Origin of the sequence: Streptococcus fermentans (genome assembly GCF_040888305.1) — a bacterium.
Classification (GTDB): domain Bacteria; phylum Bacillota; class Bacilli; order Lactobacillales; family Streptococcaceae; genus Streptococcus; species Streptococcus fermentans.
On sequence record NZ_JBFNFG010000001.1, the window covers coordinates 35,941 to 61,623 of the forward strand.

Genomic DNA, 25,683 nt, shown 5'->3' on the forward strand with positions numbered 1-25,683 from the left:
ACTTATTTATTCGGAAAAAATAAGAGAAAGAGTATAATAGTTGGATAAAGGAGAAATTTTAGGAGCAAATATGAAAATTCACTTTGAAAAAGGACTTCAGTTAGAAAATGCCCAACTCATTTGTCATTGGTCTAATGCTTTGGGAGAAAGTTTCCAGAAGCAATGGATGGGTCCCAAAATTTCTTATCCCTTAATTGCTCAATCCTTACAAAAGATAGAAGGGATTTTTTCTATTTTCACTGGAGAAGAGTTTGTAGGCCTCATCCAGAAAATCAGGCTAGAAGACAGGAATCTTCATATCGGGAGATTTTTTATCAATCCCCAGAAACAGGGGCAGGGATTAGGTAGCCAGGCTTTAAGGAAATTTATTAGTTTGGCCTTTGAAAATGAAGACATAGAAAGTATTTCCCTAACGGTTTTTGAGTCCAATCAAAGAGCTCAGAATCTTTACCAAAAAGAAGGATTTGAAATTGTTCAAACTATTGAAATTCCAGAACAAAAATATATGATGAGAAAATATAGATAAGAACTAGATGATGCCAGGAACTGTACCCGTACAATTTTCGGTTTTCAAACTTGTTGCAGAGAAATTTTCTTGATAAAATAGATACATGACTAGATATAAAGCTATAATTTCTTATGATGGCTATGCTTTTGCTGGTTTTCAGCGGCAACCTCACGCGCGTAGTGTCCAAGAGGAAATTGAAAAAACTCTAACCAAACTCAATAAAGGACGGGCCATTACCATCCATGGTGCTGGGCGAACGGACAGTGGTGTTCATGCCTTAGGGCAGGTCATCCACTTTGATCTCCCCTATCAGATGGATGAGGAAAAACTTCGCTTTGCTCTTGATACCCAAAGTCCTGAAGACATCGATGTGATTTCGATTGAGATTGTGGCTGATGATTTTCATTGCCGTTATGCCAAGCATAGCAAGAACTACGAGTTTATCGTGGATAGAGGACGGCCTAAGAATCCTATGAGACGTCATTACGCCACCCACTATCCCTATCCCCTTGATGTGGAATGCATGCAAAAGGCTATAAAGAAATTAGAAGGAACCCATGATTTCACCGGTTTTACTGCTGCCGGAACAAGTGTGGAGGACAAGGTAAGAACGATCACGGAAGCCAGTCTTAGGGTTGACGAGACCGGTCAATTTTTGACCTTTACTTTCTCAGGCAATGGTTTCCTCTATAAGCAGATTCGAAATATGGTTGGAACCTTGCTGAAAATTGGTAATAACCGTATGCCAGTTGAACAGATTGACCTCATCTTGGAGAAAAAAGACAGACAGTTGGCAGGACCAACTGCAGCACCTAATGGATTGTATTTGAAGGAGATTCGTTATGAAGAATAATCGTATTTTAGCACTTTCAGGAAATGATATTTTTAGTGGTGGTGGACTAGCTGCTGACCTTGCGACTTATACTTTGAATGGTTTGCATGGTTTTGTAGCCATGACTTGCTTGACTGCCTTGACAGAAAATGGTTTTGAAGTCTTCCCGACGGATGAGACTATTTTTCAACAACAGTTGGATAGTCTTAAAAGCGTAGACTTTGGAGGGATTAAGATTGGTCTCTTGCCGACTGTTGGTATTGCTGAGAAAGCATTGAATTTCATCAAGGAAAGATCAGGAGTCCCTGTCGTTCTGGATCCTGTATTGGTTTGTAAGGAAACGCATGATGTTGCAGTTAGCGAACTCTGTCAAGAGTTGATTCGCTTCTTCCCTTATGTAACTGTGATTACTCCTAATCTTCCTGAGGCAGAGTTGCTTGCAGATCAAAAGATTGAAAGTCTGGATGATATGAAAGCTGCAGCTCAGAAATTACATGGCTTAGGAGCGCCAGCAGTCATTATCAAGGGAGGAAATCGTCTCAGTCAGGATAAGGCTGTGGATGTCTTTTATGATGGAGAGAATTTCACTATTCTTGAAAACCCAGTCATTCAAGGACAAAATGCTGGGGCAGGATGTACCTTTGCGTCAAGTATTGCTAGCCAGCTAGTTAAGGGAGAAGAACTCTTGCCAGCAATTGAAACTTCCAAAGCCTTTGTTTACCGTGCCATCGTACAAGCAGATCAATATGGAGTGAGACAGTATGAAGCAAACCAAAACAACTAAAATCGCCCTAGTATCTATCTTAGCAGCCAGTTCTGTCGTATTGGGGTATTTTATAAAAATCCCAACACCAACTGGATTTCTAACACTTTTGGACGTTGGAGTCTTCTTCACAGCCTTTTACTTTGGAAGCAGTGAAGGAGCCGTTGTCGGGGGATTAGCAGGATTTCTCATTGACCTCATTTCAGGATACCCTCAGTGGATGATTTTTAGCTTAATCAATCATGGTTTGCAAGGCTATTTTGCAGGTTTTAAAGGGAAATGGCAATGGTTAGGATTAGTCTTGGCGACTCTATTCATGGTAGCTGGTTATGCCTTGGCATCGGCTTGGATGAATGGTTGGGGTGCAGCTATTCCAGAAATCATCCCAAATCTCATGCAAAATGTTGTTGGAATGACTCTAGGGTTTCTTCTTTGTCATAGTGTAAAGAAATTCAGATAATAGTGAAAAAAGGAAACCTACTCCGCACTATTAGGGAACTATTGAAAAAACTCTAATTATTTGCTAAAATGAGAGCTATGAAAACACTCTACGATGTGCAACAATATCTAAAACAGTTCGGTATCATTGTTTATATGGGAAAACGTCTCTATGACATTGAACTGATGAAGATTGAACTATCACGGATTTATGATGCAGGCTTGATGGACAAGCTAGATTATCTTGAAGCAGAAGCTGTTCTTCGCAGAGAGCACAAACTAGAATTAGACTATTTAGAAAAAAATGGAGATTAGGTAATATGGTAACTTGGGTATTATGGGGACTTATTGTAGCGATGTTGGCTTGGATGGGATACAACTACCTTCGCATTCGTCGTGCAGCGAAAATTGTAGACAATGCAGAGTTTGAGTCTTTGATTCGTACAGGTCAGTTAATTGACTTGCGTGATCCAGCTGACTTCCACAGAAAACATATCCTTGGAGCTCGTAATATTCCTTCAAATCAATTGAAGACAAGTCTTGCAGCTCTTCGCAAGGATAAACCTGTCCTTCTATATGAAAACCAACGTGCGCAACGTGTGACCAATGCAGCACTTTTCTTGAAAAAGCAAGGCTTCTCAGAAATTTATATCCTCTCTTACGGATTGGATTCATGGACTGGCAAGGTGAAGTCTAATTAACAATGTGAAAAAACTTGTCACATATGTTTAATATAAAGTCTCGGCTTTTTATGGTATAATTGTTAGTATAAAATTTAAGGAGTTTTTTGAAGATGAAAGAAAAGAAAAAACCATCACTTGTTTTAGGTATCCTATCTATCGCCCTTGGTTTGCTATCTCCAATCGTAGGTCTCGTTTTGGGGATCATTGGTCTAGTCTTGTCTAATTCACATCAAAAAGAATCTGAATTAGACTATAAAACAGAACGAATTCTTAATATCGTAGGGATTGTAGTTTCTGTAATTAACTGGGTTGCAGGACTCTTCTTAATGATGCACTAATCAGGATTCTAACAAAAAAAGCTTTTAAAAATAAAGCTTTTTTTGTTTTATCCACTCTTCTCGGTTCAAGAACCGGATAACATAGTGCTAACATTTTTTACCCAATTGATAAAGCCGATTTTTATGGTATTATTCATTTGTGTTTAGTTTAAGGAGTTTTTTGAAGATGAAAGAAAAGAAAAAATCATCACTTGTTTTAGGTATCCTATCTATCGTCCTTGGTTTGCTATCTCCAATCGTAGGTCTCGTTTTGGGGATCATTGGTCTAGTCTTGGCTAATTCACATCAAAAAGAATCTGGACTAGACTATAAAACAGAACGAATTCTCAATATCGTAGGTATTGTAGTTTTTGTAATAAACTTGATTGTAGCCATAGCGAGAGTTTATGGATAAGCAATAACAAAAAAGCTTTGAAGTATAAAGCTTTTTTGTTTTATCCACTATTTTCTAAGTATGTTTTAATAAACCGCAGTTCTTCTTTGTTTAGAGGACGGAAATCACCTTCTGCTAGGTCAGAGTCTAACATAAAATCTCCAAATTGAACTCGTTTTAGGGCAGTGACCTTGACACCAACAGAGAGGAACATTTTTTTGACTTGATGAAACTTTCCTTCAGAGATGGTGATAGTGGCTTTGCTGAGACTAGGACTTGAGGATAAAATCTCAAGTTGAGCAGGTTTACAGATAGTTCCATCAAGAAAGATAATCCCATCTTTAAACTCTTGAATATGGTCGGGAGTTAGTGGCCCATTGACCTCTACTTGGTAAGTTTTATCGACATGGTATTGAGGATGGAGGAGTTGAAAACCTAGAGGCCCATTGTCCGTTAAGAGGAGGAGTCCTGTCGTATCCCGATCCAGACGACCGATGGCGTAGAGTTGGTCAGACTGGAGATGCTGAGGAAGGAGGTCCATGACCGTTGGGAGTTTCTTATCCTTGCTTGCAGTTACGGCTCCATTTGGCTTACGGAGCATGAGGTAGGTGTGTTCGTATCCTTGAATTCTTCTGCCTTGGAACATCAGTTCTTGAAGTCCTGTATCAACATTCTGTGCAAGGGAACTAGCAGGGAGTCCATCAACTAAAATTTCTTTTTTCAAAAGAGCCTGTTTCATGGCTTTTCGACTGATTTTTTCCTGGGCTAATAATTTATCTAAACGCATACCAGCCTATCTTATCATAAGTCGCTTGCTTTGAAAAGGCTTGAAGTGAAAAGAAAAGTGCATTGAAAACATTTACACTTACTTGAGTTAAGTCATTTGCTCAAAATTGTGGTATAATCGTTCAGTTAGAAAATAAATTTTTGAATACAATAGAGGAAATCATGACAAAATTAAGAGAAGATATCCGTAATATCGCGATTATCGCCCACGTCGACCACGGTAAAACTACCCTTGTTGACGAATTGTTGAAACAATCTGAAACTCTTGACGCGCGTACAGAGTTGGCAGAACGCGCAATGGACTCAAACGATATTGAAAAAGAGCGTGGAATTACCATCCTTGCGAAAAATACAGCAGTTGCCTACAACGGAACTCGTATCAACATCATGGACACACCAGGGCACGCGGACTTCGGTGGAGAAGTTGAACGTATCATGAAAATGGTTGACGGTGTTGTTTTGGTCGTAGATGCCTACGAAGGAACCATGCCACAGACTCGTTTCGTATTGAAAAAAGCCTTGGAACAAGACCTTGTGCCTATCGTTGTGGTTAACAAAATCGATAAGCCATCAGCTCGTCCAGCAGAAGTAGTAGATGAAGTCTTGGAACTTTTCATCGAGCTTGGTGCGGATGATGACCAGCTTGACTTCCCAGTTGTTTATGCGTCAGCTATCAACGGAACATCTTCATTGTCAGATGATCCAGCAGACCAAGAAAAAACTATGGCGCCAATCTTTGACACTATTATCGACCACATTCCAGCTCCAGTTGATAACTCAGATGAGCCCCTTCAATTCCAAGTGTCACTTTTGGACTACAACGACTTCGTAGGTCGTATCGGTATCGGACGTGTCTTCCGTGGTAGTGTAAAGGTTGGGGATCAAGTTACCCTTTCTAAATTGGATGGTACAACTAAGAACTTCCGTGTCACAAAACTCTTTGGTTTCTTTGGTTTGGAACGTCGTGAAATCCAAGAAGCCAAAGCTGGTGACTTGATTGCCGTTTCAGGTATGGAAGATATCTTTGTCGGCGAAACCATCACTCCAACAGATGCAGTTGAAGCTCTTCCAGTTCTTCACATCGATGAGCCAACACTTCAAATGACCTTCTTGGTTAACAACTCACCATTTGCTGGTCGTGAAGGTAAATGGGTCACTTCTCGTAAGGTTGAAGAGCGCCTTCAAGCAGAATTGCAAACAGACGTTTCTCTTCGTGTTGAACCAACTGACTCACCAGATAAATGGACTGTATCAGGACGTGGGGAATTGCACTTGTCAATCCTTATCGAAACTATGCGTCGTGAAGGATATGAGCTTCAAGTATCTCGTCCAGAAGTTATCGTAAAAGAAATTGATGGTGTTAAATGTGAGCCATTTGAACGCGTGCAAATTGACACACCTGAAGAATACCAAGGATCCGTTATCCAAAGCCTTTCTGAACGTAAAGGTGAAATGTTGGATATGATCTCAACTGGTAATGGTCAAACTCGTTTGGTCTTCCTCGTTCCTGCGCGTGGTTTGATTGGATACTCAACTGAGTTCTTGTCAATGACTCGTGGTTACGGTATCATGAACCATACCTTCGACCAATACTTGCCATTGATTCCAGGTGAAATCGGTGGACGTCACCGTGGTGCCCTTGTCTCTATCGATACCGGTAAGGCAACAACATACTCTATCATGTCTATCGAAGAACGTGGTACTATCTTTGTCAACCCAGGTACTGAGGTTTACGAAGGAATGATCATCGGTGAAAACTCTCGTGAAAATGACTTGACTGTTAATATTACGAAAGCGAAACAAATGACTAACGTTCGTTCAGCAACTAAGGATCAAACAGCGGTTATCAAAACTCCTCGTATCTTGACCCTTGAAGAATCACTTGAGTTCTTGAACGACGATGAATACATGGAAGTAACGCCTGAATCTATTCGTTTGCGTAAACAAATCCTTAACAAGGCAGAGCGTGAGAAAGCAAACAAAAAGAAAAAATCAGCTGAATAAAAGCTAGAAAGAGCAGAAAATGGTCTATTTAATCATAGGGATTTTATTACTCTTACTCTATATATTTGCGACACCTCAAAGTATCAAGGGGACGGTTAATATTGTAATTCTTGTTTTTGGTCTCGTTTCCCTCGTGATTTTGCTTATGTTGTCCATCCTGCAAATCTTTCAGCTACCAACAGAATTCTTTATCACAGTAGCCATGCTGGTCCTTGCTTACTTTAGTTTGCGAGATATCAGTCTCATGTCAATTCGAAAAAAACACTAATCATCAATTCGAATCCTAAAATAACAAAAACTTCTATTAGCAACTAGTTGGCTGATAGAAGTTTTTTTGATTATGTGACTTTCAGTCCGTCTCGCTCCGTGAGATGCGAGACAAATAAACCACCCGCTATGCGGGTGCGCATCGAAGGTTATACCAAAAAACTCCAAACGCGATACAATAAAGGTGTTCAAGCCAATTGTAAAGCGAAAGGAGAAAACCATGGCACAAAAGACACATAGTTTATCACACACAAAGTGGCACTGTAAGTATCACATTGTGTTCACCCCTAAGTATAGACGAAAAGTCATTTATAATCAATATCGAAGTAGTTTGGGAGAAATATTCCGCCGATTATAGTTATAAAGGTGTTGAGATTATCGAGGGCCATTTAATGCCTGATCATGTACATATGTTAGTCAGTATTCCACCGAGGATAAGTGTTTCAAGTTTCATGGATTATTTAAAAGGTAAAAGTGCACTCATGATGTTTGACAAACACGCCAATCTCAAGTACAAGTTTGGGAATCGGCATTTCTGGGCAGAAGGCTACTATGTGAGTACAGTAGGGCTTAATGAAGCCACAATTAGGAAATATATCCAAGAACAGGAAAAGCATGATATAGCACTAGATAAATTGAGTGTACAAGAATATGAGGATCCCTTTAGGGATAGTGGTAAGTAATACTCACGCCTCTTTAAGAGGCAAGTGACGAGTCAAGAGCAATGAGGCTAGAACAACGTTAAAGTCAGCGTGTTTAGGAGCTGGATGGTAATTTGGGCTGATAGACCTGGTTCAAACCACCCGTTAGACGGGTGGTCATGATTAAGATAGATTGCTTTTTTCTTCAGAATAGCGTTGATAGAAGTCAACTTTCAGTTGGATAAAGTTTTCCAATTCGCGCAGGAGTTGAAGTAATGTTGCGCGTGTTTCAAATTCTTCCCTTGTTTTAGGGAGGTTACGATTGCGAAATACCTGCAGGTAGCTTTCAATATCATTTAATAGATCGTTGGCTGGATTGGTCTGACTGAGTTGATCCGCAATTTTAGCAAATAGCTGGGCAAGGATTAGGCTTTCGCTTGCTGCTAGATTACAGGTGTTGATTTGCTGGGCCATATTGCGAAGAATGCGACTCTGTCTCTGTCTCATTTCGAAATAGTGGATATGATAGTCGGTCTGATGAAAGAGATGGTCAGAGTGATCAAGATAGACCAGTTTGAGAGCTTCTTCAAGAAGCTGATCCAGTTCCTCAACGAGTTGGGCACGGTTACGACCATCGCCCTTTCCAAGATAATATTCAAAACGTTGTAGAATGTGTTTGAGTTTTTCTTCTACCTTGAGATGATAGAGATGGATTTCTTCTTGTCGAGAAGGCATATAGAGATTGACAGTCAAGGCAAATCCCGTACCAATAAGAAATAGGAGAAGCTCGTTCACTAGCAGATCTGGTGATGTAGACTTCTGAACCAAGAGATGACTGACCAGGACACTACTCGGGGTAATGCCAATTTCCCAGCCGAATTTATAGGCAAGGGGAACATAGAGGGCCAAATAGAGACCGAAACTCCAGATATGGTAGCCAGTCAGGTGAAAGGAAAGGACACCAATGAAAAGAGCAAGAAGGGTAGAGAATAAACGATTACGAGCTAGTTTTATAGTGCTTCTACGAGTATCAGACAAGCTCAAAAGGGCAATGATACCAGCTGACACTGCTGAAGATAAATCGAGAAAGTAGGCTAGGACACAGGCCAAACAGGTTGCCAGAACGAGTTTTAAAGTACGTTGAGTGATAGACATGAGATATTTCCTATAATGAATGATAGAAACCAGACAAAACAAGCCCTAAAAAGGCTTGTCTAGATTATTTTTTGTGAGCAGAGGAAAATTCTGCTACTGCTGTAAAGAGGACATCTGTTGAAGAGTTGAGGGCTGTTTCGCAAGAGTCTTGAATAACACCAATAACGAAACCAACACCCACAACCTGCATAGCAATATCGTTGGTAATCCCAAAGAGACTGCAGGCAACTGGGATAAGTAGGAGTGAACCTCCGGCGATTCCTGAAGCACCGCAGGCAGAGATGGCTGCAACGATACTGAGTACAAAGGCTGTTGCAAAATCAACTGAGATTCCTAGAGTATTGACAGCTGCTAGGGTTAAGATGTTGATGGTAACAGCAGCCCCAGCCATATTGATGGTTGATCCCAAGGGGATTGAGACAGAATAGGTATCTGGATTAAGACCTAGATCCTCACAGAGTTTCATATTAACAGGGATATTAGCAGCGGAACTTCGGGTGAAAAAGGCTGTAACGCCACTGATACGCAAGCATTTCCACACCAAGGGATATGGATTTTTCTTGATAAAGAGAAAAGCAATCAGAGGATTGATCACTAGGGCAACGAAAACCATAGTGGCAATCAAAAGTCCGAGTAGGATTCCGTAATTTGCTAAACTAGCGATACCTTGGTCTGAGATGGTTTTGAAGACCAAGCCCAGGATACCAAAGGGCGCAAGGTTGATGATCCATTCGACGATTTTTGAAGTCACACTGGCCATTGTTTTGAGTAGTTCCTTGCTATTTTTGCTAGCTTCTCGCATGGCAATCCCAAAGACGATAGCCCAAGACAAAATTCCGATATAGTTAGCTTCGATGATGGCATTGACAGGATTATCTACTACTTTTAGCAGAAGATTGCTGAGCACTTGTCCGATACCGTCTGGAGGAGTAACTTCTGTGCTAGCGCTACTCAAGACCATCTGAACAGGGAAGAGAAAACTAGCCAAAACTGCTACAAGAGCCGCAGCAAAAGTCCCCAGCAAATAGAGGAAAATGACTCTTTTCATATTGCTATCTTGGCCTTTTTGGTGTTGGGAAAGGGCGTTAGCGACTAAAGCAAAAACCAGGATAGGAGCGATAGCTTTTAGTCCTCCTACAAATAAATCTCCCAATAAACCAATGCCAGTTAGATTAGGAAAGAGTAGACCTAGAATTGCTCCCAAGACCATTCCGATTCCGATACGTTTGATCAAATTTGTTTTGTTCCAAGCACGAATGATTCTTTTCATAGAGGTCTCCTTTTTTGTGTATTGTTTATGATTATAGTATAAATATGCTTGAAAAGCAAGTGAGTTATAAGTTTCATTAGAATAAATGAATATTTATGAAAAGGATGGCTGGGAAGGATTTATGGTATAATGGATAGAAAAGGAGTTTTATATGCAAGAATTTTTTCAACGTTATTTGGATAAATTAGATCTAACAACTGTATTAGAAAATCTCTTGACCAAGGTGATTTCTCTTCTACTTCTTATCCTTCTATTTTATATAGCTAAAAAGTTCCTCCATGTTGCTGTAGGAAAGATTGTTAAACCGTCACTTAAGTTTTCAAATCGAGATGCAGGTAGACAAAAGACTATTTCTCGTTTGCTTGAAAATATTTTCAACTACACGCTTTATTTCTTCTTGATTTACTGTATCTTGTCTATTTTAGGGTTGCCTGTTTCTAGCTTGCTTGCAGGTGCGGGGATTGCTGGGGTGGCTATCGGTATGGGGGCACAAGGTTTTCTATCAGACGTCATCAATGGCTTCTTTATTCTCTTTGAACGCCAGTTGGATGTCGGAGATGAAGTTGTTTTGACCAATGGGCCTATTACTGTATCAGGAAAAGTAGTTAGTGTCGGAATTCGAACGACTCAACTGAGAAGTGACGACCAAGCCCTTCACTTTGTTCCTAACCGTAATATTACTGTGGTTAGCAATTTTTCAAGAAAAGAAGAGAACTGAAATTTTACTTGATTTATGGTACAATAGAAAGAGTTTGGTAAAGGAGAAACGATGTTTTTAGATAAGCAGTTAGGGAATGGTTGCACCTGGATTAATCTAGATGTGGAAATCATCAAAAATCTCGAAGATTTATCAGAAATCTATGGATTGGATAAAGAAACCATCGAGTATGCGCTGGATAGAAACGAACGAGCCCACATGGATTATAACCGTGAAAACGGGACAGTGACCTTTATCTACAACGTTCTTGACTTAGAAAGGGACAAGGAATACTATGAAGCCATTCCTATGACCTTTATCGTGGAAAAGCAACGAATGATTACCATCAGCAATCATAAGAATGCCTATGTCATTGATCAGATGCTAGGCTATCTTGAAAATCATGAAATCATTTCAATCTACAAGTTTCTATTTGCCGGTTTAGAGCTTATCAGCAATGCTTATTATCCTGTCATTGAACAGATGGATAAAAGTAAGGATGAAATCAGTGCCTTGTTGCGTCAAACAACCACTAAAAAAAATCTCTTTGCCCTCTCTGACTTGGAAACTGGTATGGTTTACTTGACAGCTGCGGCTAAACAAAATCGCCTCCTCTTAGAGCATATCCAGGGACATGCGCTTTATCGGAACTTTAACGAAGTGGAAAGAGAGCAGTTTGATGATGCTATGATTGAAGCACATCAGTTAGTGTCCATGACAGATTTGATTTCCCAGGTTTTACAACAACTCTCAGGATCTTACAATAATATCCTAAACAACAATCTGAATGATAATTTGACAACCTTGACCATTATCTCAGTTTTGCTAGCCATTCTTGCAGTCATTACAGGATTTTTCGGAATGAATGTCCCTCTGCCATTTACAGAAGAGCCTAATGCCTGGATATATATTTTGATTGCTAGTTTAATTTTATGGGCAATCTTGGCTCAGTATCTAAAGAAAATTGCTAGAAACTAAAAAATAGAAAGAAAAGGAGCCAGAATGGCGATTGAAAATTATATGCCAGATTTTGCTGTGGAAGCAGTTTATGATCTGACAGTCCAAAGCCTGCAGGAGCATGGGATCAAGGCTGTTTTGGTTGATCTGGATAATACCCTCATTGCTTGGAATAATCCAGATGGAACAGTAGAGATGAAGCAATGGTTGCATGACCTCCGAGATGCTGGGATTCGTATCATTGTGGTATCTAACAATACTCCCAAACGTGTCAAACGAGCAGTTGAAAAATTTGACATTGACTATGTTTACTGGGCACTGAAGCCCTTTACTTTAGGAATTAACCGTGCCATGAAACATTTCCACTATGAAAAAGACCAAGTGGTCATGGTAGGCGACCAGCTGATGACGGATATTCGAGCAGCCCATCGAGCAGGTATTCGTTCGATTTTGGTTAAACCCTTGGTTCAGCACGATTCTATTAAGACTCAGATTAACCGAGCGCGTGAGCGTCGTGTGATGAGAAAAATCGCTGAAAAGTACGGACCGATTACATATAAAAAAGGAATCTAATTATGGAAGAAATTCTCTGTATTGGTTGTGGAGCAATCATTCAGACGGAAGATAAGACTGGTTTAGGTTTTACACCTCAGTCAGCACTTGAAAAAGGTTTGGAAACTGGAGAAGTTTATTGCCAGCGTTGTTTCCGTCTTCGTCATTATAATGAAATCACAGATGTTCAGTTAACGGATGATGATTTCCTCAAACTCTTGCACGAGGTAGGAGACAGTGATGCCTTGGTGGTCAATGTGATTGATATCTTTGATTTCAATGGCTCTGTTATCCCAGGATTGCCACGCTTTGTGTCAGGTAATGATGTGCTCTTGGTTGGAAATAAAAAAGACATCCTTCCTAAGTCTGTTAAGCCTGGTAAAATTAGCCAATGGCTCATGGAGCGTGCCCATGAAGAAGGACTTCGTCCAGTCGATGTTGTCTTGACTTCAGCGCAAAATAAGCATGCCATCAAGGAAGTCATTGACAAGATTGAGCACTACCGTAAGGGACGTGATGTTTACGTAGTTGGTGTGACCAACGTTGGGAAATCAACTCTTATCAATGCTATTATCCAGGAAATTACGGGTGACCAGAATGTCATCACAACCTCACGTTTCCCAGGGACAACTCTAGATAAAATCGAGATTCCGCTTGATGATGGTTCTTATATCTACGATACGCCTGGAATTATCCATCGTCACCAGATGGCTCACTACTTGACGGCCAAAAATCTCAAGTATGTCAGCCCTAAAAAGGAAATCAAGCCAAAAACTTATCAACTAAACCCTGAACAAACTCTATTTTTAGGTGGCTTGGGACGATTTGACTTCATTGCAGGAGAAAAGCAAGGATTTACAGCTTTCTTTGACAATGAACTCAAACTTCATCGTACCAAGCTAGAAGGGGCTAGTGCTTTTTACGACAAGCACCTTGGAACCCTCCTCACACCACCAAATAGCAAGGAAAAAGAAGATTTTCCAAAACTGGTCCAGCATGTCTTTAATATTAAAGACAAGACAGACCTAGTTATCTCAGGACTAGGCTGGATTCGTGTAACAGGCACCGCCAAAGTCGCCGTCTGGGCACCAGAAGGCGTCGCCGTCGTCACACGAAAAGCAATTATTTAAACTAAAATCACTGAGCGAACAAAGTGAGCTCATAAAAAGATAGTTATTGCCGTGGTGTGATTGCCAATCCATAGATTGGCAAGGGGCACAATTGAGACCTAGGCTCAATTGTGAGGTCAGGAAATCCATTTTTCAAAGGTGAAATCATTGAAAAATTAGTTCCGACCTTCCCCCACCACCTAAAATAACTATCAAAAAAGGAAGAAAGAATATGTCATTAACATCGAAACAACGTGCCTTCCTCAACAGCCAGGCACACACCCTTAAACCCATCATCCAAATCGGGAAAAATGGTCTCAACGACCAAATCAAGACCAGCGTTCGTCAGGCACTTGATGCCCGTGAATTGATTAAGGTTACACTCTTGCAAAATACAGATGAAAATATCCACGAAGTAGCTGAAATCTTAGAAGAAGAAATCGGTGTGGATACAGTCCAAAAAATCGGACGCATCTTGATTTTGTATAAACAATCAAGCAAGAAAGAAAATCGCAAGATTTCTAAAAAAGTTAAAGAAATCTAAAAATATACTCCAAAAAACTGTTTTTACAGAAGACTAAAGGAGATTAGCCTATGGCAATCGAATTATTAACTCCCTTTACAAAAGTGGAGTTAGAGCCAGAAATAAAGGATAAAAAACGCAAACAAGTTGGAATCTTAGGGGGAAATTTTAACCCTGTTCACAACGCCCATCTTATCGTGGCAGACCAAGTCCGTCAACAGTTGGGATTGGATCAGGTTCTGCTCATGCCTGAATATCAACCACCTCACGTAGACAAAAAGGAAACTATCCCTGAGCACCATCGTCTCAAAATGCTTGAATTGGCAATTGACGGAATCGAAGGTTTAGCTATTGAGACCATCGAGCTGGAGCGTAAGGGTATTTCCTACACCTACGACACCATGAAGATTTTGACAGAGAAGAATCCAGATACAGATTATTACTTTATCATCGGCGCTGACATGGTAGACTATTTACCCAAATGGTATAGAATTGACGAATTGGTCGACCTCGTTCAGTTTGTAGGAGTTCAGCGACCACGATACAAGGCTGGGACTTCTTATCCAGTCATCTGGGTGGATGTGCCTCTCATGGATATTTCATCCAGTATGGTACGTGATTTTATCGCCCAAGGACGCACCCCTAACTTTCTCTTGCCAAAACCAGTGCTAGACTATATCGAGAAAGAAGGGCTTTACTGATGGCATACCAAGACTATATCAACTGTTCGCGTGAAGAATTGTTGGAAAAAATGGCAGAGCTCCTACCTGAAAAACGTCTAACCCATTGCTTGGGTGTGGAGCGTGCAGCCATAGAACTGGCTCAGCGATTTGGAGTCGATACCGAGAAAGCAGGACTAGCAGGCCTTCTTCATGACTATGCTAAAAAGCTGTCAGATCAAGAGTTTCTAGACTTGATTGATCGATATCAACTAGATTCAGACCTTAAAAACTGGGGCAATAATGTCTGGCATGGCATGGTAGGAATTTACAAGATTCAGGAAGATTTAGATTTGAAAGATCCTGAAATTTTGCGTGCAATAGAAATCCATACAGTTGGAGCTGGCCAGATGACGGACCTAGACAAGGTCATCTACGTCGCAGACTATATCGAGCACAATCGTGCCTTTCCAGGTGTGGACCAGGCACGTGAGATTGCAAGTTTGTCACTAAATAAGGCGGTGGCCTATGAGACAGCTCATACTGTGGAGCATTTAGCTCACCAGGGCTTTCCCATCTATCCCCAAACCCTTGAAACCTATAACGCCTATGTGCACTATTTAAAAGAGGATTAAATGAAGACGGCTTTTATCATTATTGATGTACAAAATATTTTAGTGGAAACGGGGTTTCAGACAAAAGGTCTATTGGAAAAAATTTCTTATTTACAAAACCAAGCTAGAAGTAAGAATATCGAAATTATCTATGTTCAACATATTGAGAACCCTGAAGCCCAAACATCAGAAGATTGGCAGTTATCTGCGCTTTTAAATCGAAAACCTGATGAAAAGGTCTTTCAGAAGAAGTATAATAGTATTTTCAAAGAAACTGGTTTAAAAGAATACTTGGATAAACAGGGGATTGAAAAATTAGTTTTATGTGGTATGCAGACAGAATATTGTGTGGATACCTCTGTCAAGGTTGCCTTTGAATATGGCTATCAGCTTATTATTCCAGAAGGTGCTGTCACAACCTTTGATGGGGATGACATTCCAGCTGAAACGATAAATGAATTTTATGAGGACATTTGGGAGGGGCGCTTTGCAGATGTCCTAGATTACAAACATATTTTCTAGAAAGAGGATTAAATGAACGAAAAAGAATTACTAGAACTAGTCGTGAAAGCGGCTGATGAGAAACGTGCAGAGGATATCCTCGCACTTGATGTACAAGATTTGACTAGCGTGACAGACTACTTTGTTATCACTAGCTCAATGAACAGCCGTCAGTTGGATGCTATCGCTGACAATATCCGTGAAAAAGTAGCTGAAGCTGGCTTTAAAGGTAGCCATGTTGAAGGCGATGCAGCTGGAGGCTGGGTCCTATTAGATCTCGGTAGTGTCGTAGTGCATATCTTCTCAGAAGAAATGCGTGCCCACTATAACCTCGAAAAACTATGGCATGAGGCAAATTCTGTAGACATTTTAGAAGCCTTAGCATAGAAGATGAACTCAGTTGTAATCAACTGGGTTTTATTTGCTTATGTTAGAAGAAAATTGTTAGAAAGGTAAGGGCTAGTGGTGTTTACCATGGGGCTCTTGGTATCATGATTATGGCAACTTATGAAACTTTTGCGGCGGTCTATGATGCGGTTATGGATGATAGTTTATACGACAAATGGACGGACTTTTCTCTGCGTCATTTACCTAAAACCAAGGACAGAAAGAAACTATTGGAATTGGCTTGTGGGACAGGCATCCAGTCTGTGCGCTTTTCTCAAGCTGGTTTTGATGTGACTGGACTTGACTTGAGCGTGGATATGCTGAAGATTGCTGAAAAGAGAGCTACTTCAGCCAAGCAAAAGATTGAGTTTATTGAAGGCAACATGCTGGATTTGTCCAAGGCTGGTCAATACGACTTTGTGACCTGCTATTCCGATTCAATCTGTTACATGCAGGATGAGGTGGAAGTTGGGGACGTTTTTAAAGAAGTATATAATGCCCTCAATGAAGATGGTGTTTTTATCTTTGATGTGCATTCGACTTACCAGACAGATGAGGTCTTCCCAGGCTATTCCTACCATGAAAACGCCGAAGACTTTGCCATGCTTTGGGATACCTATGAGGACGATGCTCCTCACTCCATCGTGCATGAACTGACCTTCTTTGTCAAGGAGGCAGATGGTTCCTTTAGCCGTCATGATGAGGTACATGAGGAACGGACTTACGAGGTCTTGACCTATGATATCTTGCTGGAACAGGCTGGTTTCAAATCCTTCAAACTCTTTGCGGACTTTGAAGACAAGGAGCCAACAGAAACCAGTACCCGTTGGTTTTTCGTCGCTCAGAAGTAGGAGATTTCCATGACCATTACAGGTATTATCGCGGAGTTCAATCCCTTTCATAATGGCCACAAATACCTGCTGGACCAGGCGGAGGGACTGAAAATCGTTGCCATGTCTGGGAATTTCATGCAGAGAGGCGAGCCTGCTATCGTGGATAAGTGGACACGGGCTCAGATGGCGTTGGAGAACGGAGCAGACCTGGTAGTGGAATTGCCCTTTTTAGTCAGTGTTCAGGCAGCGGATTTCTTTGGACAAGGAGCAGTAGATATCTTGGCACAGTTAGGAATTGACAGACTAGCTTTTGGGACAGAGGAAGTTCTGGATTATCAGAAAATTGCAGACCTATACTCAGAACGTGGTCAAGAGATGGAGCAATTTGTGGATAATCTACCTGATTCCCTCTCTTATCCTCAGAAAACGCAAGCTATGTGGAAGGAATTTGCAGGTCTTGATTTTTCAGGTAATACGCCCAATCATGTCCTTGCTCTGGCCTATGCCAAGGCAGTTGCTGGGCGAGACATCAAACTTCATCCAATCAAGCGTCAGGGAGCGGGGTACCATTCTGTGGACAAAGATGTGGACTTTGCCTCTGCGACAGCTCTTCGCCAGCATCGATCAGACCAAGATTTCTTAGAAAGTTTTATGCCTTCTGTTGATCTCTTTGAAAATGCTAGTAAGGTGAGCTGGGATGACTATTTTCCTTTGCTACGCTATCAAATCTTGTCCAATCCAGACCTGACCATCATTTATCAGCTCAATCAAGAAATGGCAGTGCGTATCAAGGAGGCTATCAAGACAGCCCAGTCTGTTGACGAATTGGTCGAGTTAGTGACTACCAAACGTTACACCAAGGCGCGTGTCAGACGGCTCTTGACCTATATCTTGGTACAGGTCAGAGAAAACGACTTACCAGAATCCATTCATGTCCTTGGCTTTACCGAAAAAGGCAGACAACACCTTAAGTCTCTGAAAGGGCAGGTCAATCTAGTCAGCCGAATTGGCAAGGAACCTTGGGACGCTATGACCCAAAAGGCAGACCAGATTTACCAACTGGGGAATCCTAGTATAGAAGAGCAGAATTTTGGAAGAGTACCGATTAGAATAGAAAGAAACTAAGTCTACTGAGAGGTAGGCTTTTTAACTTATTTTTTTCTAAAAAAATCTTTAAAATTTTATTAGGGAGAATAGCCTATTTTATTAGGAAAAATAAGGATTTTTAGCCTTGAAATGACCAAAACAACTTCAAATTAAGGTTTGTTAAAAATGATTTTTTATGGTAGAATGTATAGGAATGCATATCATTCGGATAAACAAATAAATTGAGGTAAAAACATGGAAATTATGGCGATTGTTATCGTTGTTTTTGCCGTCATCATTGGTTTAGTCATTGGATATGTCAGCATCTCAGTCAAGATGAAATCATCACAAGAGGCTGCAGAGCTGATGCTTTTAAATGCTGAACAAGAAGCAACTAATTTACGAGGACAAGCTGAGCGCGAAGCGGATTTATTACTCAATGAAGCTAAGAGCGAAAGCAAGTCTCTTAAAAAAGAAGCACTATTGGAGGCCAAAGAAGAAGCCAGAAAATACCGTGAAGAAGTGGACGCTGAATTTAAATCAGAACGTCAAGAACTCAAGCAAATCGAAAGTCGTTTGACCGAACGTGCTAGCAGTCTTGATCGTAAAGATGACAATTTGACGAACAAAGAAAAAACACTTGAACAAAAAGAACAAAGTATTTCTGATAGAGCAAAAAACCTTGATGTACGTGAAGAGCAACTAGAAGAAATTGAGAAACAAAAGCAAGCTGAACTAGAGCGTATTGGAACTCTGACTCAGTCGGAAGCAAAAGACATTATCTTGGCCCAGACAGAGGAAAACTTGACTAAGGAAATTGCTAGTCGCATTCGTGAGGCTGAGCAAGAAGTTAAGGAACGTTCAGACAAATTGGCTAAGGATATCTTGTCTCAAGCCATGCAGAGAATTGCTGGTGAGTATGTAGCTGAGTCTACCAACTCTACAGTTCATCTGCCTGATGATACCATGAAAGGTCGTATCATTGGTCGTGAAGGGCGTAATATTCGTACCTTTGAAAGTTTGACAGGGGTTGATGTTATCATTGACGACACTCCAGAAGTGGTAACCTTGTCAGGTTTTGATCCTATCCGTCGCGAGATTGCCCGTATGACGATGGAAACCTTGCTTAAGGATGGACGTATCCACCCAGCTCGTATCGAAGAGTTGGTTGAGAAAAATCGTCAAGAGATTGATAACAAGATTCGTGAATATGGTGAAGCCGCAGCCTATGAAATTGGTGCACCAAACCTTCACCCAGACTTGATGAAGATCATGGGACGCTTGCAGTTCCGTACTTCATACGGACAAAATGTCTTGCGTCATTCGATTGAAGTTGCTAAGTTGGCTGGTATCATGGCCAGCGAACTTGGTGAAAATGCTACCCTTGCTCGTCGTGCGGGATTCCTCCACGATATTGGTAAAGCCATTGACCGTGAAGTAGAAGGTAGCCACGTTGAGATTGGTACCGAGTTAGCTCGCAAGTACAAGGAACACCCAGTTGTGGTTAACACCATTGCTAGTCACCACGGAGATGTAGAACCTGAAAGTGTGATCGCAGTCATCGTTGCTGCAGCGGATGCCTTAAGCGCAGCCCGTCCAGGAGCTCGTAGCGAATCGCTTGAAAGCTACATCAAACGTCTCCATGATTTAGAGGAAATCGCGAATAGCTTTGAAGGTGTTCAAAATAGCTTTGCCCTTCAAGCGGGTCGTGAAATCCGTATCATGGTGAACCCAGGTCAAATCAAAGATGACAAGGTCACAATTTTGGCTCACAAAGTTCGTGAGAAAATTGAAAGTAATCTCGATTACCCAGGAAATATCAAGGTAACCGTGATTCGTGAACTTCGTGCAGTTGATTATGCAAAATAAATAAGAAAGAGCAGTTGAAAAATTACTGCTTTTTTGTTACACTAGATAGAAAGATTGTAGCGAGCAGAAATGGCTTTAGATATATAATCTTACAGAAATTTTCAAGTCATTTCACAAACTATCCAAAGGAGATATAATGGCAGACCGAGGCTTACTAATCGTTTTTTCAGGTCCTTCAGGAGTTGGAAAAGGAACGGTTAGACGAGAAATTTTTGAGAGTTCTGAAAATCAATTTCAATATTCTGTATCTATGACGACACGGGCACAACGTCCAGGTGAAGTAGATGGTGTTGATTATTTCTTCCGTACAAGGGAGGAATTTGAAGAATTGATCCGTCAAGGGCAAATGTTAGAGTATGCAGAGTATGTAGGCAACTACTACGGAACTCCTCTGACCTATGTCAATGAAACGCTTGATAAAGGAATTGACGTCTTCCTAGAAATTGAAGTACAGGGAGCTCTTCAGGTCAAGAAAAAAGTTCCAGATGCTGTCTTTATCTTTTTGACACCACCAGATTTGGAAGAATTGCAAGACCGTCTCGTAGGCCGTGGTACCGATAGTGCAGAAGTAATTGCTCAGCGTATCGAAAAAGCCAAGGAAGAAATTGCTTTGATGCGTGAGTATGACTACGCTATTGTAAATGACCATGTTCCTCTTGCCGCAGAACGTGTAAAACGTGTGATTGAAGCAGAACATTTCCGTGTAGACCGCGTGATTGGTCATTATCAGGATATGCTACCAAAGTCTCCGACTATTCGATAAACTATAGAAAACAGGTACAAACAAATGATGCTTAAACCCTCTATCGATACCTTGCTTGATAAGGTACCATCAAAATATTCACTCGTAATCTTGGAAGCAAAACGTGCTCACGAATTAGAAGCTGGAGCACCTGCTACTCAAGAATTTAAATCTGAAAAATCAACTCTTCGTGCTTTAGAAGAAATTGAATCAGGGAATGTAACCATCCACCCAGATCCAGAAGGAAAACGCGAAGCTGTTCGTCGTCGTATCGAAGAAGAAAGACGATTGAAAGAAGAAGAAGAAAAGAAAATCAAAGAGCAAATCGCGAAAGAAAAAGAAGAAGGTGAAAAAATTTAAGGTTGGGGGGACTCAATCTTATTTTTTCTATTGCAAGAATACTCACTCAAATGAAACGATTTAAGAAGAGAAGGAGGTGAGGAAATGGCTATTGCAAAAATCATTGTGGATGTTCCCTTGATGCAGACGGATCAACCCTACAGTTATAAGGTTCCTGAAGAATTTGAAGGGATGTTGGAAGTTGGCATGCGGGTTCATGTACCCTTTGGGAAGGCCAATCGCTTGATTCAGGGTATTGTTCTTGGAATTGAACAAGAAGTTGCTGCAGATGTGGCGGACGAAGGTTTGAAAGAGATTGCCGAGGTTCTTGACTTTTCTCCAGTTTTAACGGAGGAACAACTCTGGTTGGCAGAAGAACTACGTAAGTCAGTTTTTTCATACAAGATTTCCATTCTAAAAGCTATGCTTCCGGGATTTTTGAATTCTAGCTATGATAAGATCCTCTATCCTCTGGAAGGCTTAAGTCAAGAAGATAGAGAACGCTTATTTGGTTCACAGGAGTCTCTAGCATTTTCATCTCTCGACCTAGAAAAGCAAGCTGAGATGATGCGATTGACTCGAAAAGGGCTTTTAAAACTAGAGTACCAGGCTGTGGATCAGAAGAAGGTTAAGACGCAGTCTTGGGTTGAAGTTCATCTTGAACAGTTAGAAAAGCTAGAAATTTCAAATCGTGCCAAGAAGAAATTGGAACTGCGAGAATACTTATTAGTACATCCTGAAACAGTTCCTTTGGCTGATTTGTTAGAACATTACTCACGTGAACAAGTTAATTTCTTTGTGGAACATGGTGCTATCACCATAGTGCAAAAAGAAGTGCAACGTTCAGCGGCTTATTTTGAAGGTATTGAATCTAGCCAATCTTTAGAGTTAAATCCAGAACAAAAAGAAGCCTGTGAGGCGGTTGTTGGAGCGATTGGGAAGAAACACCCTCCCTTTCTTTTACAAGGAATCACTGGAAGTGGGAAAACGGAGGTTTACTTGCAGATTATCCAAGGGGCTTTGGATTTGGGAAAAACAGCGATTGTTCTAGTCCCAGAAATTTCTCTGACACCTCAAATGACCGAGCGATTTATTGCTCGTTTTGGTGAGAAAGTTGCCATTCTCCACTCTGGCTTGTCCAATGGTGAGAAGTACGATGAATGGCGCAAGGTGGAGCGAGGAGAAGCCCAGGTAGTTGTTGGTGCTAGGTCTGCCATTTTTGCACCTTTGAAAAATCTAGGGGTAATCATTATCGATGAGGAGCACGAGGCCAGCTACAAGCAAGACAGTAATCCTCGTTATCATGCTAGAGATGTGGCCATTTTACGAGCTCAGTACAATCAAGCTGCCCTAGTCCTTGGTTCTGCAACACCGAGTTTAGAAAGTCGTGCGCGTGCTGGCAAGGGTGTTTATCAACATCTCCGCCTGACGCAAAGGGCCAATCCTTTAGCAAGCATTCCTGAAGTTCAACTGATTGACTTCCGTGATTATATCGGGCAGAATGAAACATCAAATTTTACACCACCACTGATTGAGGCCATTAAAGATCGATTAGATAAAAAAGAGCAGGTTGTTCTCATGCTCAATCGCCGTGGTTACTCTAGCTTTGTCATGTGCCGGGAATGTGGGACCGTGGATACCTGTCCGAACTGCGATATTTCTCTGACGCTGCACATGGATACCAAGACGATGAACTGTCATTATTGTGGTTTTTCCAAAGAAATTCCTCATGTCTGTCCAAATTGTCAGAGTCGCAGTATTCGTTACTATGGAACAGGAACTCAAAAGGCCTACGATGAGCTGGCTGAACTCTTTCCAGAGGCTCGCATTCTGCGAATGGATGTAGATACAACTCGTAAAAAAGGCAGTCACCAAGCTCTACTTGAACAATTTGGCAATGGTGAAGCGGACATATTGCTAGGAACCCAGATGATTGCCAAGGGCTTGGATTTTCCAAATGTGACCTTGGTTGGTGTTCTCAATGCGGATACAGCCTTGAATCTGCCTGATTTCCGTTCTTCTGAGAGAACCTTCCAACTCTTGACCCAGGTAGCTGGACGAGCAGGTCGAGCTGAGAAAGCAGGACAGGTCTTGATTCAGTCCTATAATCCTCAGCATTATGCCATTCGTTTTGCCAAGGATCAGGACTACGAAGGTTTCTATGCCTATGAAATGGGTATCAGACGTCAGTTGGGTTACCCGCCTTATTATTTCACTATTGGGATTACCTTGTCTCATAAAAAAGAGGAAGAGGTTCTTAGACGTGCTTATCAAGTCATGGGTATTTTGAGGTCTGGTTTGTCGGATGCTAGTATCATCCTTGGACCAACGCCAAAACCTATCGCTCGTACTCATAACTTCTATCATTATCAGATTTTAATTAAATACCGTTTAGAAGATGAGCTGGGTCCAACCCTTAACCAGGTCTTGGCCTTGACTCAAGAACGGGAAAATAGCGAACTTCGTCTCAGTATTGATCACGAACCGCAACAGTTTTTATAAGAAGGAGAAGATATGACAAAATTAATCTTTATGGGGACTCCCGATTTTTCAGCAACCGTTTTGAAGGGACTTTTGTCAGACGATCGCTATGAGATTCTAGCAGTTGTAACTCAGCCAGACCGTGCTGTCGGACGTAAAAAAGTTATCCAAGAAACCCCAGTGAAACAAGCTGCCAAAGAGGCAGGACTTCCTATTTACCAACCTGAAAAATTATCGGGTAGTCCAGAAATGGAAACTATCATGAATTTGGGTGCTGATGGGATTGTAACAGCCGCCTTTGGGCAATTTCTCCCAAGTAAACTCCTTAATAGCATGGATTTTGCAGTCAATGTTCATGCATCCCTCCTTCCTAAACACCGTGGTGGTGCTCCGATCCATTATGCCTTGATTCAGGGTGATGAGGAGGCAGGAGTAACCATTATGGAAATGGTCAAGGAAATGGATGCCGGAGATATGATTTCTCGTCGCAGTATTCCCATTACTGATGAGGACAATGTTGGGACCTTGTTTGAAAAATTGGCAATTGTTGGTCGTGATCTGCTTTTGGATACTTTGCCTGCATACATTGCTGGCGAGATTCAACCAGAACCACAAGACCCAAGTCAAGTAACTTTCTCACCAAATATCAAACCTGAGGAGGAAAAACTGGACTGGAACAAGACCAATCGTCAACTCTTTAACCAAATCCGTGGGATGAATCCATGGCCAGTTGCTCATACCTTCCTCAAGGGAGAACGCTTTAAAATCTATGAAGCTCTGCCTGTAGAAGGGAAGGGTAATTCGGGGGAGATACTCTCCATCGGCAAGAAAGAATTGATCGTCGCAACAGCAGAAGGAGCTTTATCACTCAAGCAAGTCCAACCAGCAGGAAAACCTAAGATGGACATTGCTTCCTTCCTCAACGGTGTGGGACGAACTTTGGCAGTAGGAGAACGATTTGGTGACTAAAGTAGAAACGGCAAGAAGTTTAGCCTTAGAGGTGCTAGAAGACGTCTTTGTCAATGAAGCATATTCCAATATCGCTCTAAATAAACACCTCAAGGGAAGTCAACTATCAGTTGCAGATAAGGGTTTAGTGACAGAGCTGGTCTATGGAACTGTAGCTCGAAAACTCACACTAGAGTGGTACATTTCTCACTTTATTGAGGATAGAGACAAGCTAGACAACTGGCTCTATGTTCTGCTTCTCATGAGCGTCTATCAACTCCAATACTTGGATAAGCTTCCTGACCATGCAGTGGTCAATGAGGCAGTGGAAATTGCAAAATCTCGTAAGAAGGGTAGTGAAAAACTGGTCAATGCTGTTCTTCGTCGTATTTTGCGTGAGGGCTTGCCAGATATTGCCAGTATCAAGCGTAAAAATAAGCGTGATTCCATTGCCTACTCTTTACCAGTTTGGTTGATTTCGAAACTCAAGGAAGAGTATGGAGAAGAGCGAGCTCAAGCTATTTTTGAAAGTCTATTGCAACGGAATAAAGCCAGTATCCGTGTGACAGATTTGAGTCGAAAAGAGCAGATCAAAACTCTGCTTGGTGCAAGTGATTCTCTTTTATCTCCTGCTGGTCTGGTTAAGGAACATGGGCACTTTGCAGGCCATGATTTGTTTGCTGAAGGGGCTATTACTATCCAGGATGAGTCTAGTCAACTGGTTGCACCGACACTAGAGTTACAAGGTGACGAGCAGGTTTTAGATGCTTGTGCAGCTCCTGGTGGAAAGACCGCCCATATGGCATCCTATTTGACGACAGGTCAGGTAACGGCTCTAGATCTCTACGACCATAAACTCACTTTGATTCAAGAGAATGCAGAGCGACTAGGTGTAGCGGACCGTGTCCAAACGCAAAAACTGGATGCTCGAAAAGTGCATGAATTTTTTGGTAAGGATCAATTTGATAAGATTCTTGTTGATGCCCCTTGTTCAGGGATTGGTCTATTGCGTCGAAAACCAGATATCAAATATAATAAAGAGACAGCAGATTTCGCGTCATTACAGGAAATTCAGTTGGAAATATTAGGTAGTGTTTGTCAAACGCTACGTAAAGGTGGTATAATAACTTATAGTACCTGCACTATTGTCTCTGAAGAGAACTTTCAAGTTGTTCAAGCATTTTTAGAAAGTCATCCAGAGTTCGAGCAGGTTAAACTAGAACACGAATGTAAGGATATCGTGAAAAATGGTTGTATCCTCATTACTCCGGAATTATACGGAAGTGATGGATTCTTCATCAGCCAATTTCGCAAGATATCCAAGTAGG

At 41.3% G+C, this 25,683-nt stretch carries 30 protein-coding genes and 1 pseudogene; 28 read left to right on the forward strand and 3 right to left on the reverse strand.

The genetic code is table 11. The features are described from left to right. The first annotated feature begins 70 nt into the window (after positions 1–70). The 8 genes from AB2B50_RS00185 to AB2B50_RS00220 all read left to right on the forward strand — a co-directional run bounded on the left by AB2B50_RS00185 (position 71) and on the right by AB2B50_RS00220 (position 3,956). Complete coding sequence (locus AB2B50_RS00185) at positions 71–526, forward strand: GNAT family N-acetyltransferase (RefSeq protein WP_320693153.1); 456 nt, start codon at positions 71–73, stop codon at positions 524–526. Positions 527–611: 85 nt separating this feature from the next. Then, complete coding sequence (gene truA / locus AB2B50_RS00190) at positions 612–1,361, forward strand: tRNA pseudouridine(38-40) synthase TruA (RefSeq protein WP_320693121.1); 750 nt, start codon at positions 612–614, stop codon at positions 1,359–1,361. Further along, positions 1,351–2,124, forward strand: a complete 774-nt coding sequence (locus tag AB2B50_RS00195; protein ID WP_320693120.1) for a bifunctional hydroxymethylpyrimidine kinase/phosphomethylpyrimidine kinase — start codon at positions 1,351–1,353, stop codon at positions 2,122–2,124. The genes truA and AB2B50_RS00195 overlap by 11 nt, the downstream gene beginning before the upstream one ends. Then, positions 2,102–2,563: an ECF transporter S component gene (locus AB2B50_RS00200; RefSeq protein ID WP_320693119.1), complete on the forward strand. Its 462-nt coding sequence runs from the start codon at positions 2,102–2,104 to the stop codon at positions 2,561–2,563. Before AB2B50_RS00195 ends, AB2B50_RS00200 begins: the two co-directional genes overlap by 23 nt. A gap of 68 nt (positions 2,564–2,631) precedes the next feature. After that, positions 2,632–2,856, forward strand: coding sequence for a YqgQ family protein (locus AB2B50_RS00205; protein WP_049529907.1), 225 nt, complete (start codon positions 2,632–2,634; stop codon positions 2,854–2,856). Positions 2,857–2,861: 5 nt separating this feature from the next. Beyond that, the gene (locus tag AB2B50_RS00210; protein ID WP_000259323.1) at positions 2,862–3,242 is read left to right on the forward strand and encodes a rhodanese-like domain-containing protein; all 381 of its coding nucleotides are present in this window, start codon (positions 2,862–2,864) and stop codon (positions 3,240–3,242) included. A gap of 92 nt (positions 3,243–3,334) precedes the next feature. Next, entirely contained in the window at positions 3,335–3,562 is a 228-nt protein-coding gene (locus tag AB2B50_RS00215; RefSeq protein WP_320693277.1) for a DUF4190 domain-containing protein, read from the forward strand. A 166-nt stretch (positions 3,563–3,728) separates the two neighbouring features. After that, a complete protein-coding gene (locus AB2B50_RS00220) occupies positions 3,729–3,956 on the forward strand; it encodes a DUF4190 domain-containing protein (RefSeq protein WP_320693278.1) in 228 nt (75 codons plus the stop codon). A gap of 40 nt (positions 3,957–3,996) precedes the next feature. On the opposite strand, the gene AB2B50_RS00225 is transcribed toward AB2B50_RS00220, so the two are convergent. Beyond that, complete coding sequence (locus tag AB2B50_RS00225; RefSeq protein WP_320693269.1) at positions 3,997–4,722, reverse strand: 16S rRNA pseudouridine(516) synthase; 726 nt, start codon at positions 4,720–4,722, stop codon at positions 3,997–3,999. Between the two features lie 161 nt (positions 4,723–4,883). On the opposite strand from AB2B50_RS00225, the gene typA reads away from it, so the two are divergent. From typA to tnpA, 3 genes and pseudogenes are all read left to right on the forward strand, one after another. After that, positions 4,884–6,725 (forward strand): translational GTPase TypA, encoded by a 1,842-nt coding sequence (gene typA, locus AB2B50_RS00230; RefSeq protein WP_049503436.1) that lies wholly within the window; start codon positions 4,884–4,886, stop codon positions 6,723–6,725. Positions 6,726–6,744: 19 nt separating this feature from the next. Beyond that, positions 6,745–6,993, forward strand: a complete 249-nt coding sequence (locus tag AB2B50_RS00235; protein ID WP_000262655.1) for a DUF3165 family protein — start codon at positions 6,745–6,747, stop codon at positions 6,991–6,993. A gap of 219 nt (positions 6,994–7,212) precedes the next feature. Then, positions 7,213–7,675, forward strand: a pseudogene (gene tnpA / locus AB2B50_RS00240) (IS200/IS605 family transposase). A gap of 141 nt (positions 7,676–7,816) precedes the next feature. On the opposite strand, the gene AB2B50_RS00245 reads toward tnpA, so the two are convergent. After that, positions 7,817–8,788: an aromatic acid exporter family protein gene (locus AB2B50_RS00245; protein ID WP_000029010.1), complete on the reverse strand. Its 972-nt coding sequence runs from the start codon at positions 8,786–8,788 to the stop codon at positions 7,817–7,819. 64 nt (positions 8,789–8,852) lie between these two features. Beyond that, positions 8,853–10,058 (reverse strand): serine/threonine transporter SstT, encoded by a 1,206-nt coding sequence (gene sstT, locus AB2B50_RS00250; RefSeq protein ID WP_320693118.1) that lies wholly within the window; start codon positions 10,056–10,058, stop codon positions 8,853–8,855. Positions 10,059–10,209: 151 nt separating this feature from the next. Here sstT and AB2B50_RS00255 point away from each other — a divergent pair, with 151 nt between their 5' ends. The 17 genes from AB2B50_RS00255 to rsmB all read left to right on the forward strand — a co-directional run bounded on the left by AB2B50_RS00255 (position 10,210) and on the right by rsmB (position 25,682). Continuing rightward, positions 10,210–10,776 (forward strand): mechanosensitive ion channel family protein, encoded by a 567-nt coding sequence (locus AB2B50_RS00255; protein ID WP_001154834.1) that lies wholly within the window; start codon positions 10,210–10,212, stop codon positions 10,774–10,776. A gap of 51 nt (positions 10,777–10,827) precedes the next feature. After that, the gene (locus AB2B50_RS00260) at positions 10,828–11,733 is read left to right on the forward strand and encodes a magnesium transporter CorA family protein (protein ID WP_049508908.1); all 906 of its coding nucleotides are present in this window, start codon (positions 10,828–10,830) and stop codon (positions 11,731–11,733) included. A 24-nt stretch (positions 11,734–11,757) separates the two neighbouring features. Then, on the forward strand, positions 11,758–12,285 hold the full coding sequence (locus tag AB2B50_RS00265; RefSeq protein WP_320693117.1) for a YqeG family HAD IIIA-type phosphatase: 528 nt from the start codon (positions 11,758–11,760) through the stop codon (positions 12,283–12,285). 2 nt (positions 12,286–12,287) lie between these two features. After that, positions 12,288–13,394, forward strand: a complete 1,107-nt coding sequence (gene yqeH / locus AB2B50_RS00270; RefSeq protein WP_320693116.1) for a ribosome biogenesis GTPase YqeH — start codon at positions 12,288–12,290, stop codon at positions 13,392–13,394. Between the two features lie 211 nt (positions 13,395–13,605). Then, positions 13,606–13,917: a ribosome assembly RNA-binding protein YhbY gene (gene yhbY, locus AB2B50_RS00275; protein ID WP_000060171.1), complete on the forward strand. Its 312-nt coding sequence runs from the start codon at positions 13,606–13,608 to the stop codon at positions 13,915–13,917. Positions 13,918–13,967: 50 nt separating this feature from the next. Next, on the forward strand, positions 13,968–14,597 hold the full coding sequence (locus tag AB2B50_RS00280; RefSeq protein WP_036759262.1) for a nicotinate-nucleotide adenylyltransferase: 630 nt from the start codon (positions 13,968–13,970) through the stop codon (positions 14,595–14,597). Continuing rightward, positions 14,597–15,190 carry a bis(5'-nucleosyl)-tetraphosphatase (symmetrical) YqeK gene (gene yqeK / locus AB2B50_RS00285; protein WP_049508901.1) on the forward strand — a complete coding sequence of 198 codons (594 nt, stop codon included), beginning with the start codon at positions 14,597–14,599 and terminating at the stop codon, positions 15,188–15,190. Before AB2B50_RS00280 ends, yqeK begins: the two co-directional genes overlap by 1 nt. Continuing rightward, complete coding sequence (locus AB2B50_RS00290; RefSeq protein WP_075227800.1) at positions 15,191–15,691, forward strand: cysteine hydrolase family protein; 501 nt, start codon at positions 15,191–15,193, stop codon at positions 15,689–15,691. A gap of 12 nt (positions 15,692–15,703) precedes the next feature. Beyond that, positions 15,704–16,057, forward strand: coding sequence for a ribosome silencing factor (gene rsfS / locus AB2B50_RS00295; protein ID WP_075227801.1), 354 nt, complete (start codon positions 15,704–15,706; stop codon positions 16,055–16,057). A gap of 110 nt (positions 16,058–16,167) precedes the next feature. Beyond that, positions 16,168–16,908, forward strand: coding sequence for a class I SAM-dependent DNA methyltransferase (locus AB2B50_RS00300; protein ID WP_320693115.1), 741 nt, complete (start codon positions 16,168–16,170; stop codon positions 16,906–16,908). Positions 16,909–16,917: 9 nt separating this feature from the next. Continuing rightward, on the forward strand, positions 16,918–18,015 hold the full coding sequence (locus AB2B50_RS00305) for a nucleotidyltransferase (RefSeq protein ID WP_320693114.1): 1,098 nt from the start codon (positions 16,918–16,920) through the stop codon (positions 18,013–18,015). A 216-nt stretch (positions 18,016–18,231) separates the two neighbouring features. Then, positions 18,232–19,845: a ribonuclease Y gene (locus tag AB2B50_RS00310; protein ID WP_223140069.1), complete on the forward strand. Its 1,614-nt coding sequence runs from the start codon at positions 18,232–18,234 to the stop codon at positions 19,843–19,845. 136 nt (positions 19,846–19,981) lie between these two features. Continuing rightward, positions 19,982–20,608, forward strand: coding sequence for a guanylate kinase (gmk, locus tag AB2B50_RS00315; RefSeq protein ID WP_000775049.1), 627 nt, complete (start codon positions 19,982–19,984; stop codon positions 20,606–20,608). Positions 20,609–20,632: 24 nt separating this feature from the next. After that, positions 20,633–20,947, forward strand: coding sequence for a DNA-directed RNA polymerase subunit omega (rpoZ, locus tag AB2B50_RS00320; RefSeq protein ID WP_006146546.1), 315 nt, complete (start codon positions 20,633–20,635; stop codon positions 20,945–20,947). Positions 20,948–21,031: 84 nt separating this feature from the next. Then, the gene (locus tag AB2B50_RS00325) at positions 21,032–23,428 is read left to right on the forward strand and encodes a primosomal protein N' (protein WP_320693113.1); all 2,397 of its coding nucleotides are present in this window, start codon (positions 21,032–21,034) and stop codon (positions 23,426–23,428) included. A 12-nt stretch (positions 23,429–23,440) separates the two neighbouring features. Next, a complete protein-coding gene (gene fmt, locus AB2B50_RS00330) occupies positions 23,441–24,376 on the forward strand; it encodes a methionyl-tRNA formyltransferase (protein WP_320693112.1) in 936 nt (311 codons plus the stop codon). Continuing rightward, positions 24,369–25,682, forward strand: coding sequence for a 16S rRNA (cytosine(967)-C(5))-methyltransferase RsmB (gene rsmB / locus AB2B50_RS00335; protein ID WP_320693111.1), 1,314 nt, complete (start codon positions 24,369–24,371; stop codon positions 25,680–25,682). The genes fmt and rsmB overlap by 8 nt, the downstream gene beginning before the upstream one ends. Position 25,683 lies beyond the last annotated feature (1 nt).